The 13,071-nt window shown below is 69.8% G+C and carries 15 protein-coding genes, 1 tRNA gene and 2 pseudogenes; 15 read left to right on the top strand and 3 right to left on the bottom strand.

Going from position 1 to position 13,071, the window contains the following annotated elements:
- The first annotated feature begins 280 nt into the window (after nucleotides 1-280).
- The 4 genes and pseudogenes from rplS (at nucleotide 281) to AC5Y5E_RS00075 (ending at nucleotide 2,605) form a co-directional block, all read left to right on the top strand.
- Nucleotides 281-622, top strand: coding sequence for a 50S ribosomal protein L19 (gene rplS / locus AC5Y5E_RS00090; protein ID WP_066930268.1), 342 nt, complete (start codon nucleotides 281-283; stop codon nucleotides 620-622).
- Nucleotides 623-670: 48 nt separating this feature from the next.
- The gene (gene lepB / locus AC5Y5E_RS00085) at nucleotides 671-1,528 is read left to right on the top strand and encodes a signal peptidase I (RefSeq protein ID WP_499901002.1); all 858 of its coding nucleotides are present in this window, start codon (nucleotides 671-673) and stop codon (nucleotides 1,526-1,528) included.
- Between the two features lie 2 nt (nucleotides 1,529-1,530).
- A pseudogene (locus AC5Y5E_RS00080) lies at nucleotides 1,531-2,290 on the top strand (ribonuclease HII); the annotation flags it as partial.
- Nucleotides 2,291-2,299: 9 nt separating this feature from the next.
- Complete coding sequence (locus tag AC5Y5E_RS00075; protein ID WP_003875077.1) at nucleotides 2,300-2,605, top strand: DUF2469 domain-containing protein; 306 nt, start codon at nucleotides 2,300-2,302, stop codon at nucleotides 2,603-2,605.
- Nucleotides 2,606-2,617: 12 nt separating this feature from the next.
- Here AC5Y5E_RS00075 and AC5Y5E_RS00070 read toward each other — a convergent pair whose 3' ends face one another.
- Nucleotides 2,618-3,373, bottom strand: coding sequence for a GAF and ANTAR domain-containing protein (locus AC5Y5E_RS00070; protein WP_499901001.1), 756 nt, complete (start codon nucleotides 3,371-3,373; stop codon nucleotides 2,618-2,620).
- Nucleotides 3,374-3,496: 123 nt separating this feature from the next.
- Here AC5Y5E_RS00070 and AC5Y5E_RS00065 point away from each other — a divergent pair, with 123 nt between their 5' ends.
- The 9 genes from AC5Y5E_RS00065 (at nucleotide 3,497) to AC5Y5E_RS00025 (ending at nucleotide 10,819) form a co-directional block, all read left to right on the top strand.
- Nucleotides 3,497-4,477 carry an NAD-dependent epimerase/dehydratase family protein gene (locus AC5Y5E_RS00065; RefSeq protein WP_499901000.1) on the top strand — a complete coding sequence of 327 codons (981 nt, stop codon included), beginning with the start codon at nucleotides 3,497-3,499 and terminating at the stop codon, nucleotides 4,475-4,477.
- A gap of 4 nt (nucleotides 4,478-4,481) precedes the next feature.
- Nucleotides 4,482-5,297, top strand: coding sequence for a formate dehydrogenase accessory sulfurtransferase FdhD (fdhD, locus tag AC5Y5E_RS00060; protein ID WP_499900999.1), 816 nt, complete (start codon nucleotides 4,482-4,484; stop codon nucleotides 5,295-5,297).
- Between the two features lie 4 nt (nucleotides 5,298-5,301).
- Complete coding sequence (locus AC5Y5E_RS00055; RefSeq protein WP_499900998.1) at nucleotides 5,302-5,475, top strand: 5'-phosphate oxidase; 174 nt, start codon at nucleotides 5,302-5,304, stop codon at nucleotides 5,473-5,475.
- 113 nt (nucleotides 5,476-5,588) lie between these two features.
- Nucleotides 5,589-5,975: a YraN family protein gene (locus AC5Y5E_RS00050; RefSeq protein ID WP_499900997.1), complete on the top strand. Its 387-nt coding sequence runs from the start codon at nucleotides 5,589-5,591 to the stop codon at nucleotides 5,973-5,975.
- Entirely contained in the window at nucleotides 5,975-7,486 is a 1,512-nt protein-coding gene (locus AC5Y5E_RS00045) for a YifB family Mg chelatase-like AAA ATPase (protein ID WP_499900996.1), read from the top strand. Before AC5Y5E_RS00050 ends, AC5Y5E_RS00045 begins: the two co-directional genes overlap by 1 nt.
- Nucleotides 7,483-8,634 carry a DNA-processing protein DprA gene (dprA, locus tag AC5Y5E_RS00040; RefSeq protein ID WP_499900995.1) on the top strand — a complete coding sequence of 384 codons (1,152 nt, stop codon included), beginning with the start codon at nucleotides 7,483-7,485 and terminating at the stop codon, nucleotides 8,632-8,634. Before AC5Y5E_RS00045 ends, dprA begins: the two co-directional genes overlap by 4 nt.
- Before the next feature lie 34 nt (nucleotides 8,635-8,668).
- Nucleotides 8,669-9,517, top strand: a complete 849-nt coding sequence (locus tag AC5Y5E_RS00035) for a siderophore-interacting protein (protein ID WP_499900994.1) — start codon at nucleotides 8,669-8,671, stop codon at nucleotides 9,515-9,517.
- A gap of 7 nt (nucleotides 9,518-9,524) precedes the next feature.
- Nucleotides 9,525-10,448 (top strand): alpha-hydroxy-acid oxidizing protein, encoded by a 924-nt coding sequence (locus tag AC5Y5E_RS00030; RefSeq protein WP_499900993.1) that lies wholly within the window; start codon nucleotides 9,525-9,527, stop codon nucleotides 10,446-10,448.
- A 282-nt stretch (nucleotides 10,449-10,730) separates the two neighbouring features.
- Nucleotides 10,731-10,819: transfer RNA gene (locus AC5Y5E_RS00025), tRNA-Ile, on the top strand.
- 160 nt (nucleotides 10,820-10,979) lie between these two features.
- On the opposite strand, the gene AC5Y5E_RS00020 is transcribed toward AC5Y5E_RS00025, so the two are convergent.
- Both AC5Y5E_RS00020 and AC5Y5E_RS00015 read right to left on the bottom strand, forming a co-directional pair.
- Entirely contained in the window at nucleotides 10,980-11,441 is a 462-nt protein-coding gene (locus AC5Y5E_RS00020; RefSeq protein ID WP_499900992.1) for an XF1762 family protein, read from the bottom strand.
- A complete protein-coding gene (locus tag AC5Y5E_RS00015) occupies nucleotides 11,438-11,587 on the bottom strand; it encodes a hypothetical protein (protein WP_499900991.1) in 150 nt (49 codons plus the stop codon). Before AC5Y5E_RS00015 ends, AC5Y5E_RS00020 begins: the two co-directional genes overlap by 4 nt.
- A gap of 143 nt (nucleotides 11,588-11,730) precedes the next feature.
- On the opposite strand from AC5Y5E_RS00015, the pseudogene AC5Y5E_RS00010 reads away from it, so the two are divergent.
- A pseudogene (locus AC5Y5E_RS00010) lies at nucleotides 11,731-12,183 on the top strand (alpha-hydroxy-acid oxidizing protein); the annotation flags it as partial.
- 32 nt (nucleotides 12,184-12,215) lie between these two features.
- Nucleotides 12,216-13,071: tyrosine recombinase XerC (locus tag AC5Y5E_RS00005; RefSeq protein WP_499900990.1), on the top strand; the 856-nt coding region annotated here is incomplete at its 3' end.

Below are 13,071 nucleotides of genomic sequence, written 5' to 3'. Positions count from 1 at the left end.
AACGCGCACGTGGCGGGGCCGTTTTGACCCGAATTATGTGTACCACTCACTGGCTCTTTCGGGGCGGTTCAAACCGCGACGTTTACATGTGATTTTCAATGCACGCGGGCCGTCTGGCACAATTGTTCAGTTGTCTCGAACCCGTCAGCGGGCCTTGCCGTTTCCCGGCGGCTGCGAGATAAGCACTAAAAGCCCGAAAACCATCGGCTTGATGACCGCCCACGCGCCCGCGTGTGGGCAGCCGTCGCAGGCCGCGACCGCAAGGAAGAGTGTTCCTACGATGAACCGGCTGGACTTCGTCGACCAGACGTCGCTGCGCGACGACATCCCGGCCTTTAGCCCGGGCGACACCATCAATGTGCACGTCAAGGTCATCGAGGGCGCCAAGGAGCGTATCCAGGTGTTCAAGGGCGTGGTGATCCGCCGACAGGGCGGAGGCATCCGCGAGACGTTCACCGTGCGCAAGGAGAGTTACGGCGTCGGCGTCGAGCGGACCTTCCCGGTGCATTCGCCGAACATCGACCACATCGAGGTGGTGACCCGTGGCGACGTCCGCCGCGCCAAGCTGTACTACCTGCGTGAACTCCGCGGCAAGAAGGCCAAGATCAAGGAAAAGCGCTGACCGGGCGCGGTTTATCGGCCCACAAACCACGCTGGCTACGCTGATCTCGTGACCGATACCCCGGACTCACCCGAGCGCCAGCCCGACGCTGGTCAGCCAGAGCCGAAGGTCTCCACAGCCGACCCCGGCGCTCCCTCCGAAGCCTCGCCCGAGGCGGCCGAGCCGGAGCCCAAGAAGAAGTCCACGCTGCGCGAGCTCGCGCTTCTCGCGGTGATCGCCGTGGTCCTCTACTACGTCATGCTGACGTTCGTCGCCCGCCCCTACCTGATTCCGTCGGAATCCATGGAGCCCACGCTGCACGGCTGCACCGGCTGCGTCGGCGACCGGATCATGGTCGACAAGCTGAGTTACCGGTTCGGCCAGCCGCACCCCGGCGACGTGATCGTCTTCAAAGGGCCGCCGTCGTGGAACGCCGGCTACAAGTCGATCCGGTCGAACAACACCGCGCTGCGCTGGGTGCAGAACGCGCTGTCGTTCATCGGTTTCGTGCCCCCCGACGAGAACGACCTGGTCAAGCGGGTCATCGCGGTGGGAGGGCAGACGGTGGCTTGCCGGGCCGAGACGGGGTTGACCGTCGACGGCAAGCCGCTCAAGGAGCCGTATCTGGATCCGAACACGATGATGGCCGACCCGTCGAAGTACCCCTGCCTGGGCAGCGAGTTCGGGCCCGTCGCCGTTCCGGCGGGGCGGCTGTGGGTGATGGGGGACAACCGGACCCACTCGGCCGATTCCCGGGCCCATTGCACCAGCGTCCCGATCGAAGCCCTCAAGGGCATCCTGTGCACCGGCGACCCCAATTCGGGAACCGTCCCGGTCGCCAACGTCATCGGCAAGGCCCAGTTCATCGTGTGGCCGCCGTCGAGGTGGGGCGGCGTCAGGTCGGTGAACCCCCAGCAGAGTCAGTAGCCATGGCCACCACGTGGCCGCCGCGGACCGTCATCCGCAAATCGTCCGGGTTGCGCACCCTGGAGTCGGCCCTGTATCGCAGCGGCCTGGGTCCGGTGGCCGGGGTGGACGAGGTGGGCCGCGGCGCCTGCGCCGGCCCGCTGGTGGTGGCGGCCTGCGTGCTCGGCCCGAGCCGACTGGAAAGCCTTGCGGCCCTTGATGACTCGAAGAAGCTCACCGAAAAGATGCGGGAGAAGCTGTTCCCCTTGATCCGCCGTTATGCCCTGGCGTACCACGTCGTCTTCATCTCGTCGGAGGAGGTCGACCGGCGCGGGGTGCACGTCGCCAACATCGAGGGCATGCGGCGCGCGGTTGCCGGGCTCGCGGTGCGCCCCGGTTACGTGCTCAGCGACGGGTTTCGCGTGCCCGGCCTGCCGATGCCGTCGCTGCCGGTGATCGGTGGGGACGCCGTCGCCGCGTGCATCGCCGCGGCCAGCGTGCTGGCCAAAGTCAGCCGCGACCGGCTGATGGTCGCGATGGACGCCGATCACCCCGGCTACGGCTTCGCCGACCACAAGGGCTACAGCACCCCGGCGCATTCGACGGCGCTGACCGAGCTCGGCCCCTGCGCTCAGCACCGCTATTCGTTCATCAACGTCCGGCGCGTGGCGACCGGATCCGGTGCGCGCGTGGTCGCGGAGTGCAAACCGGACCCTCCGGCCGAGCCTGGCGAAGACCAGTGAGGAAAGATGGGACCAGGTTCCCACGTCATGCAGAAGGACGTCTGAGCAGATGAGTGCAGAAGATCTCGAAAAGTACGAAACCGAGATGGAGCTCTCGCTGTACCGCGAATACAAGGACATCGTCGGCCAGTTCAGCTACGTCGTGGAAACCGAGCGGCGCTTCTACCTGGCCAACAGCGTGGAGATGACGCCCCGCAACGCCGACGGCGAGGTGTACTTCGAGCTGCGGCTGTCCGACGCCTGGGTGTGGGACATGTACCGGCCGGCCCGCTTCGTCAAGCAGGTGCGTGTGGTCACCTTCAAGGACGTCAACATCGAAGAGGTCGAGAAACCCGAGTTGCGGCTGCCGGAGTAGCTGCCGGCGTCGCTATGCGCTGGGCGGAACCTGATCGTCGCCGCCGGCCGGCAGCTGGCCACGATTGTCGATGACGGCGCGCGCCACGTCGGCCAGCTTGATATTCAGCGCCTGGGAGTGCCGGCGCAGCAGGTCGAATGCCTGGTCTTCGGTGATGTCGTGCAGCAGCATCAACATGCCGACCGCCTTGCCGGTCTCCCGGTTGCTCATCAGCCCCCGGCGCAGGCTCGCGGCGTCTTCCCCCTTGGCGACCGCGTTGATGGCCACGCTGGCGAACGACGCCAGCACCGCGGCCCGGCCGGCGGATTCGGCGTCGAACAGGTTGGGGGTGTCGCTGAACAGGTTCAGCGCGGCCCCCTTGCGCTTGTCGACCAGGAGCCGAAAGCCCATGGCGCCGCGCACCGGCGTCTCCTCGACGAGGACCTTGGCGAGCCTGGGCCACAGCGACGGCGAGGTCAGGTCCGTGTCGATCTGGGGGGTCTCCTCCTCGATCGCGTCGATGCACGGGCCGTCGCCGGATCGCCGTTCCATCTCGTCGATTTGCTGCGCGATCTGGTCGCTTGCGCCGACGGTGACATAGCGGTCGCCTTCGCGCACCAGCAGGCTGGCGTGGTCACAGCCGCGCACGGTCAGGGTCGCGGCGATGCAGATGGCGGCGTACATCTGTTTGACGTCCGAGCCTTGGTAGATGATCTCCGCGAGGGCGGCGAAGACCGTCGCCGGGTCGGCCTTCTCCCCGCCCGTTGGTGAACGCGAGTGTTCTACCACGCTTTGCCTCATTCCCGCGGTGTCGGTGTCGAAACCACGCTAGCTGGCCCTTCTGCGAGCGTATCGATCCAGGGGTTTGTCATCTCGGGTTTCAGACCTGTGGGGGAGGGAAGGACCTCTGGCATGGGGCTGACTGTGGCGGTGACCGGGCCAACCGGGGAGATCGGTGTCTCGGCGGTGACGGCGCTCGAGCGCGAGCCCGCGGTGGAGACGATTATCGGGATGGCGCGCCGGCCGTTCGACCCGGCGTCGTGTGGCTGGGTGAAAACCAGCTACCAGCAGGGCGACATCACCGACCGGGGGGCCGTCGACGCCCTGGTCGCCGAGGCTGACGTAGTGGTCCACCTGGCGTTCATCATCATGGGCTCGCGCGACGAGAGCCAACGCATCAACCTGGAAGGCGCCCGAAACGTGTTCGAGGCGACCGTCGCCGCGCAGCGGCCGCGGCGCCTGGTGTACACGTCGTCGGTGGCGGCCTACGGCTACCACTCCGACAATCCCGTCCCGCTGACCGAGGACGTGCCGGCGCGGGGGACCGCCGAGCACTACTACTCGGCGCAGAAGGCCGCGTGCGAGGCGCTGCTCGCCGACATCACCGAGGGCTCGTCGCTCGAGGTGTTCGTCCTGCGGCCGTGCATCGTCGCCGGGCCCCGGGCGACGGCGTTGGCCGACGCGATGCCCTGGAACCAGCTGCCCGCGCCGGTGCGCGCCGTCACCAAGGTGGCGCCGGTACTGAAGCCCATCGTCCCGGATCCGGGGATCCCGTTGCAGCTCGTCCACCACGACGACGTCGCCGAGGCGATCGCCCTGGCGGCGACGGCTCCCGCCCCGCCGGGGGCCTACAACATCGCCGGTGACGGGGTGGTCACGGTGTCGGAGGTGGCCAAGGCGCTCGGTGGCCGGCCGGTGCGGGTGCCCGCGATCGCCGCCTCGGCGGCCTCGGCGGCGATTTCCAAGGTGCCGTTCGTCCCGTCCATGCTGGAATGGCTGCACTCCGCGCGGACGTCGGTGGTGATGGACACCACCAAGGCGCGGACCCAGCTGGGGTGGCGGCCGGTCCACTCCGCGGAGGAGACCCTGGCGGCGCTGGCCGAGGTAGTTTGAGTGCGTGGGCCAAGTAACGGCGCGCCGGCGCGCGCGGCATCTCACCGCCGGCCGTGCCGTCACCCGGCCCGAGACCCTGGCCGTCGAGGAGCCGCTGGAGATCCGCGTCAACGGCGCGCCGGTCACGGTGACCATGCGCACGCCCGGCTCCGATTTCGAACTGGCGCAAGGCTTTCTGCTCACCGAGGGAGTCATCGGCGGGCGCGACGACGTGCACACCATCCGCTACTGCGGCGCGGGCGTTGAGCCGAACACCTACAACGTCCTGGACGTCACCTTGGCGCCCGATGTCGCGCCACCGGACCTCGACGTCACCCGCAACTTCTACACCACGTCGTCGTGCGGGGTCTGCGGCAAGGCGTCGCTGGACGCGGTGCGGTTGATCGGGCGCTTCTCGCCCGGCTCGGATCCGGCGACCGTCTCCGCGGCCACGCTCCAGGCGATGCCGGGCCAATTGCGTTCCGCGCAAAAGGTTTTCGACAGCACCGGTGGGCTGCACGCCGCGGCGCTGTTCGGGGTCGACGGCGCGCCGCTGGTGGTGCGCGAGGACATCGGCCGGCACAACGCGGTCGACAAGGTCGTCGGCTGGGCACTGGAACACGGGCGCGTTCCGCTGCAGGGGTGCGTGCTGCTGGTCAGCGGGCGGGCGTCGTTCGAGTTGACGCAAAAGGCCGTGCTGGCGGGCATTCCCGTGCTGGCCGCGGTGTCGGCGCCGTCGTCGCTGGCGGCGTCGCTGGCCGAGGAGTCCGGCGTCACGCTGGTCGCGTTCCTGCGGGAGGACTCGATGAACGTCTACACCCGGGCCGACCGGATCCGGTAGGGCGATGTCGCGGTTCAAGACGGAAATGGCGACCTGCCCCGCCTGCCGGCGCGAGGCCGAGGCCACGGTCGAGTACACCTACGACAGCGACGGCAACGTCACCAGCCGGCGGGTGCGCGACGTGCACTGCCGGTCCGCCGACTGCCCGGGCAACGACGCGCCGCCGCACTGGAGCTAGCTTCCCGTGCGCGGCTGTGGATGGACGCCTGACTGGGGATAACTCGCCGCCGCACCGAGCTCCAGGCCGCCGACGGGACTGCGCGTGTCAGCGCCGCCGGGCACCTTGGCCCCATGACGACCGAACAGAGCATGACCCGGGTGCAGCTGGGCGCGATGGGCGAGGCGCTCGCGGTGGATCACCTGACGCGGATGGGGTTGCGGATCCTGGCCCGCAACTGGCGCTGCCGCTATGGCGAGCTGGACGTGATCGCGGCCGACGAAGCCACCGGCACCGCGGTTTTCGTCGAGGTGAAGACCCGCACGGGGGACGGCTACGGCGGGCTGGCGTACGCGGTGACCCCGCGCAAGGTGTGGCGGCTGCGCCGGCTGGCCGGGCTCTGGCTGGCCGGCCAGGACGCGCGCTGGGCGGCTCTCCGGATCGACGTGATCGGCGTGCGGGTCGGGCCTAAAAATTCAGGCCGCACCCCGGAGATCACCCACCTGCAGGGAATCGGCTGATGGCGCTGGGGCGTGCGTTCTCGGTAGCGGTGCGCGGATTGGACGGCGCCACGGTGGAAATCGAGGCATTCATCACCAACGGCCTGCCGGGCGTGCACCTGGTCGGGCTGCCCGACGCCGCCCTGCAGGAGTCGCGCGACCGGGTCCGGGCGGCCGTCACCAACTGCGGAAACGACTGGCCGCAGGCCCGGCTCACGCTGGCGCTGTCGCCGGCCACGCTGCCGAAGATGGGCTCCGTCTACGACATCGCGCTTGCGGCCGCGGTGCTTTCGGCGCAGCGCAAGCATCCGTGGGAGCGCCTGGAGAAGACGGTGCTGCTGGGTGAGCTGTCGCTGGACGGCCGGGTGCGGCCGGTGCGCGGGGTGCTGCCCGCCGTGCTGGCCGCCAAACGCGACGGCTGGCCGGCCGTCGTCGTCCCGTCCGACAACCTGGCCGAGGCCAGCCTGATCGACGGGATCGAGGTCTGGGGCGTACGCACGCTGCGGCAACTGCAGCGCTGGCTCGGCGGCTCGGGCGGCCTGGACCGCCGGATCAGCGGGGGAGTCACCGAGCCGGAGCCGGCGGCCGACCTGGCCGACGTCGTCGGGCAGGCGCAGGCGCGGTTCGCCGTGGAGGTTGCGGCCGCCGGGGCGCACCACCTCATGCTGACGGGGCCCCCGGGAATCGGCAAAACGATGCTGGCGCAACGCCTTCCGGGGCTGCTGCCGCCGCTGTCGGAGGACGAGTCGCTGGAGGTCACCGCGATTCACTCGGTGGTCGGGCTGCTGTCGGCGGACACGCCGCTGATCACCCGGCCGCCGTTCGTGGCGCCGCACCACAGCTCGACCGTCGCCGCGCTCGTCGGCGGGGGATCGGGGATGGCCCGCCCGGGCGCCGTCAGCCGGGCGCACCGCGGGGTGTTGTTTCTGGACGAATGCGCCGAGATCAGCGTCAGCGCGCTGGAAGCGCTGCGAACGCCGTTGGAAGACGGGGAGATTCGCCTCGCCCGCCGCGACGGAGTGGCGTGTTACCCCGCCCGCTTCCAGCTGGTGCTGGCCGCCAACCCCTGCCCGTGCGCGCCGGCCGATCCGCGCGACTGTGTCTGCGCGGCCGCGGCCAAACGCCGCTACCTGGGCAAGCTGTCCGGGCCGCTGATGGACCGCGTCGACCTGCGAGTGCAGATGAATCCGGTGCGCGCCGGGGCAATCTCGGTCACCGACGGCGAAACGACCGCGCAGGTTCGCCGGCGGGTGGCGGCGGCGCGCGACGCGGCCGCCGAGCGTTGGCGGCCACATGGATTCCGCACCAATGCCGAGGTCAGTGGGACCCTGCTGCGGCGGAAGTTCCGTCCCAGCAACGCCGCGATGGAGCCGCTGCGCAAGGCGCTGGACCGTGGGCTGCTCAGCATCCGCGGCCTGGACCGCACGCTCCGGGTCGCGTGGAGCCTGGCCGACCTGGCCGGCCGGCCGATGCCGGGCCTCGAGGAAGTCGCGGCCGCGCTCAGCTTCCGCCAACCGGGGGCGCAGCGATGACCGATCACGTGTCGCTGGCGTGGGCTTACCTGTCCCGGGTGGCCGAACCGCCCTGCGCGCCGCTCGCCGCCCTGGTGCGACGCGTGGGCCCGGTCGAGGCCGCCGAACGGGTCCGGCGCGGATCGGTCGACGCCGAGCTGGCACGCCACACCGAGGCCAGGCGCGAAATAGACCGCGCCGCGGCGGATCTCGTGCTTCTCGACGACCGCGGCGGCCGGCTGATCACACCCGACTGCGACGAGTGGCCGCTGCTCGCGTTCGCCGCCTTCGGCAATGCCGAGGTCAGGGCCCGCGGCGGGCCGCCGATGGTGTTGTGGGCGATGGGTCCGGCGCGCCTCGACGAGGTGGCCCAACGCGCGGCGGCCGTGGTCGGAACCCGGGCGTCGACCGGATACGGCGAGCAGGTCGCCGACGACCTGGCCGCCGGGCTGGTCGAGCGCGACGTGGCGGTGGTCTCCGGCGGCGCCTACGGCATCGACGGCGCGGCGCACCGCGCGGCACTGAACGGCGACGGAATCACCGTGGCCGCGCTTGCCGGCGGGCTCGACATCCCTTATCCGTCAGGTCATTCCGGACTGCTGCACCGGATCGGTCAGCAGGGGCTGGTGTTCACCGAATACCCGCCGGGTGTCCGCCCGGCCCGGCACCGGTTCCTCACCCGCAACCGCCTGGTCGCCGCGGTGTCGGGTGCCGCGGTCGTGGTCGAAGCCGGCCTGCGCAGCGGCGCGGCGAACACCGCGGCCTGGGCGCGGGTGCTGGGCCGGGTGGTAGCCGCGGTGCCCGGCCCCGTGACCTCGTCGGCGTCGTCGGGTTGCCATGCGCTGCTGCGCAACGGCGCCCAGTTGGTCACCCGCGCCGACGACGTCGTCGAGCTCGTCGGCCGCATCGGTGAGCTGGCGTCCGAAGAACCGCACCCCACCACGCCGCTCGACGGGCTGGGCGACGCCGAGCGCCGGGTGTACGAGGCGTTGCCCGGTCGCGGCGCCGCCACGGTCGACGAGATCGCCGTCGCGTCGGCGCTGCCGCCCGAGCAGGTACTCGGGCCGCTGGCGATGCTCGAGATGGCCGGTTTGGCGCGCCGCGACGACGGGCGGTGGCGAATCGTCCGCGCCGGCGCGGCCCGGGGTTCGACGGCGCGGCTCGTATAGTCGACGGGGGGTCGGGTCCCCGACAGGAGGATAAGTGGCAGGTCGACCTCTACAAAGCTTCGGAGTAATCCGCACCGAGCAGCTCACCCGGCACATGGTTCGGGTCGTGCTGGGCAGCAATCACTTCGACACGTTCGCGCCCAGCAAGTTCACCGACTCGTACGTCAAGTTGGCCTTCGTTCCCGAGGACGTCGACGTGGCGCGGTTGCCGCAGCCGCTGACCCTGGACAGCTTCGCCGACCTGCCCCCGGAGAAGAAGCCGTCGGTGCGAACCATGACCGTGCGCGGCGTCGACGTCGCGGCCGGCGAGCTCACGGTCGACATCGTCGTGCACGGCGAGCACGGGGTGGCGGGCGCCTGGGCGGCGTCGGCCCAACCCGGCCAGCCGATCTATCTGATGGGACCCGGCGGCGCCTACACCCCCGACCCGGCCGCCGACTGGCACCTGTTGGCCGGCGACGAGTCGGCGCTTCCGGCCATCGCGACCGCCCTGGAAGCCTTGCCCCCCAACGCCGTTGGCAAGGCGTTCATCGAGGTCGCCGGCCAGGAAGACGAGCTCCCGCTGACCGCGCCGGACAACGTCGAGGTGAGCTGGGTCTACCGCGGCGGGCGCGCCGACCTGGTGCCCGAGGACCGCGCCGGTGACTTCGCGCCGCTGATCGAGGCGGTCACCACCGCCCAGTGGCTGCCCGGGCAGGTGCACGTGTTCATCCACGGCGAGGCGCAGACCGTCATGCACAACCTGCGGCCCTACATCCGCCAGGAGCGCGGCGTGGACGCGAAGTGGGCGTCGTCGATCTCGGGGTACTGGCGGCGCGGCCGCACCGAGGAGACGTTCCGGCAGTGGAAGAAGGAGCTGGCCGAGGCGGAGGCGGGGGCTTAAGACGGGCATGGCGCATTTCGGGGACTACCAGAACGAGATCTACCTGCAGGGACTGGCCGGAATCGTGCCGCCGCTGCCGATGGCGTTCGCCGAGCTGGAAGCCAAGGCCGCAACCGCCCTGCCGCCGTCGGTGTGGTCCTACGTCGCGGGCGGGGCCGGCGACGAGCGCACCCAGCGCGCCAACTGCACGGCCTTCGAAGGCTGGGGCCTGATCCCGCGCATGTTCGTCGGCGCCGCGAAGCGGGACCTTTCCGTCGACGTGTTCGGCATGACGCTGCCGTCGCCGCTGTTCATGGCGCCCATCGGGGTGATCGGCCTGTGCGCCCAGGACGGCCACGGCGACCTGGCCACCGCCCGCGCGGCCGCCCGAACCGGCGTGCCGATGGTGGCCTCGACGCTGACCGTCGACCCGATGGAAGACGTCGCCGCCGCCCTCGGCGAGACGCCCGGGTTCTTCCAGCTGTACACACCGACCGACCGCGACCTGGCCGCCAGCCTGGTGCAGCGCGCCGAGGCGGCCGGCTTCAAGGGCATCGTCGTCACGCTCGACACCTGGGTCACGGGGTGGCGCCCGCGCGACCTGAGCACGTCGAACTTCCCCCAGCTGCGCGGGCACTGCCTGGCCAACTACTTCAGCGATCCGGTCTTCCGCGCGAGCCTGCAACGCCCGCCGGAGGAGGACCGCCAAGCGGCGACCCTGCGCTGGATTCAGGTCTTCGGAAACCCGAAGATGGACGAAAGGCATATCTCAAGGGGATGCAAGACCTACGCTGCCAGTCGTGCCACGCATGGCAGACGGCAGGGAGATCAAGCTGGTACTCAGCTGGTTGACCAACCAGCACCTCCTCGACGGCGACCTCGCCGCAGCCCTCGGCATACCCACGAGCAGTTACAGCCGCCGCAAGCAGGCCGACGACTTCCCCACCTTTGAGGAGCTGGGCCGATTCGCTGAGCACTTCAAACTGGATGCGCTAGTCCTGCAAATCGCCTTCGGACACCTGCCACCAGAACACGCGGCCCTGCTGGACGAGGAGGGTATGCGGCAGTGGGTCGAACTGGGGCGGGGGGAACTACCGCTTTAGAAATTGCGACACGACACGTCTTAGAGCCCAATTTGGTCTACGCGCCAGATAGGATCTGCTTGGCATGACCTGCGTCAGGCGGGCGCCCCATTGGAGCGTCCGCCTGACTATGCGGTCTTGCCGGGAGTAACGGAAGGGGTTCCGACCTGGTCGGTCGGCGCCGTCTGATAAACGGCTGAAATCCGTCGCAAGGTTTTCGGTTCGATTCCGGCCCCTTCCGCACCCCGGCAAGGCGCGCAGACCTACAGCATTCTTATAGAAATGTTATAGCCCGGCGCACTGTGAACTGTAGTGGGAAATCCCAAAGTCGTCACGTAGGGACACGGTCACATTTGCATCATCATTAACAGTTGTTTACACAAGTTATCCACAACCAGCGGTTACGCGGCCTCAAACCGGACCTCCCATAGCTCTCGGCCGATGCCGTGGTCGGTGCTGTCGTCGTCCCTCGGCCGGGATGGCGTGTCCCATCCCCTCCGTGCCCGACGCGTGGCGATGTTGACCCAGCCGGCCCCCCGCAGCGAGGCGCCGGATTCATCCTCGCGGGTGTAGGTGATCACCCTTCGATACCCCATCGCCTTCGCGGCACGCCGCACCGCTCCGTACAGCATGGAGTTGGCGTTGTCGGTGCCGTCCGTAGCCGTGCGGGTCACCTCCAAGGTGAACCCGTCGTCGTAGTTGCGCGCCACCGGCCGACCGGTCATTGCCACGCCGACCAACTGCCCGTCCTTCTGCAGCCCGATGCTGAACTTGTGACCGACCGGAGGTTTGTGATGGCGGTGGACCTGGGCGACAAACTCTTTGGCTACGCGGAAGGTGATAGGCACTATCCGCAGGCTCATCCGCGCCAGCGGACCCATGCCAGGTAAGCCGCCAGCAGCACGACGAGCATCACCGCCGCAACGTCGAGGTAGGGAATGAGCGCCGGGTTCAGATCGGTTCCGCCGCAACGATTAGGGACCGACCATTGAAATGCAAGCGTGGTCAATTCCAGCCTCCTATCAGCTGTTTTGTGGGATGCAAACAAAAGACCTGCGCGATCACGCAGGAGATCTAAAGCAGCTGCTCAGTGGGCCGGGGGGAGATCTCTCAGGCCATCTACCAGCGGTTATTTTTTGGGAGCCAATTTCCGCAAACCCCCTGACCTGGGATGACCTGCCTTGGCTGCGCTCGCTGACCGACCTGCCGCTGCTCGTCAAGGGCATCTGCCACCCCGACGACGCCAGGCGCGCCCGGGACGGCGGCGTCGACGGCATCTACTGCTCCAACCACGGCGGCCGGCAGGCCAATGGCGGCCTGCCCGCGATCGACTGCCTGCCCGGGGTGGTCGAGGCGGCCGGCGGGCTGCCCGTGCTCTTCGACTCCGGCATCCGCAGCGGCGCCGACGTCATCAAGGCCCTCGCGCTGGGAGCCACCGCGGTGGGGATCGGCCGTCCGTACGCCTACGGGCTGGCCCTCGGCGGCATCGACGGCCTCGTGCACGTGCTGCGCACGATGCTTGCCGAGGCCGACCTGATCATGGCGGTCGACGGGTATCCGACGCGCAAAGATCTCACCCCGGACACGCTTCGGCGCGTCAGCTGAGCCGAACCGACCGCGCCTGCGACCGTAAGGGCGTGGAGGCCATCCTCGAGGAGTTCGACGAGTACCTGGCGCTGCAGTGCGGGCGGTCGGCGCACACCCGCCGCGCGTACCTGGGCGACCTGCGCTCGCTGTTCGCGTTCCTCGACGGCCGGGGTCTCGAGGCCCTGACCCTGCCGGTGCTGCGGGCGTGGCTGGCATCGGCCGCCGGGGCGGGCGCGGCCCGCACCACGCTGGCCCGCCGCACCTCGTCGGTCAAGGCGTTCACCGCGTGGGCGGCACGGCGCGGCCTGCTCGACGGGGACCCGGGCGCGCGCCTGCAGGTGCCCAAGGCGCACCGCACCCTGCCCTCGGTGCTGCGCCAGGACCAGGCGCTGCAGGCCATGGCTGCCGCGAAATCGGGTGCCCAACAAGGGGACCCGCTGGCGTTGCGGGACCGGCTGATCGTCGAGATGCTTTACGCCACCGGGATCCGGGTCAGCGAGCTGTGCGGCCTGGACGTCGACGACGTGCACGCCGGCGATCGGCTGGTCCGGGTCCTCGGCAAGGGAAATAAGCAGCGCACCGTGCCGTTCGGGGCGCCGGCCGCCGGCGCGCTGGACGCGTGGCTGACCGACGGACGCCCGGCCCTGGCGACCGCGGAGTCCGGGCCGGCGCTGCTGCTGGGCGCGCGCGGCCGGCGGCTCGACGTGCGCCAGGCGCGCACCGTCGTGCACCAAACCGTCGCGGCGGTGGAAGGCGCGCCCGACATGGGACCGCACGGCCTGCGCCACAGCGCGGCAACCCACCTGCTCGAAGGCGGGGCCGACCTGCGGGTTGTCCAGGAGTTGCTGGGTCATTCCAGCCTGGCGACCACGCAGCTCTACACCCATGTCGCGGTCTCCCGGCTGC

This window comes from Mycobacterium sp. NGS54, from assembly GCF_059812465.1.
This window is presented reverse-complemented; position numbering and strand designations above follow the sequence as displayed.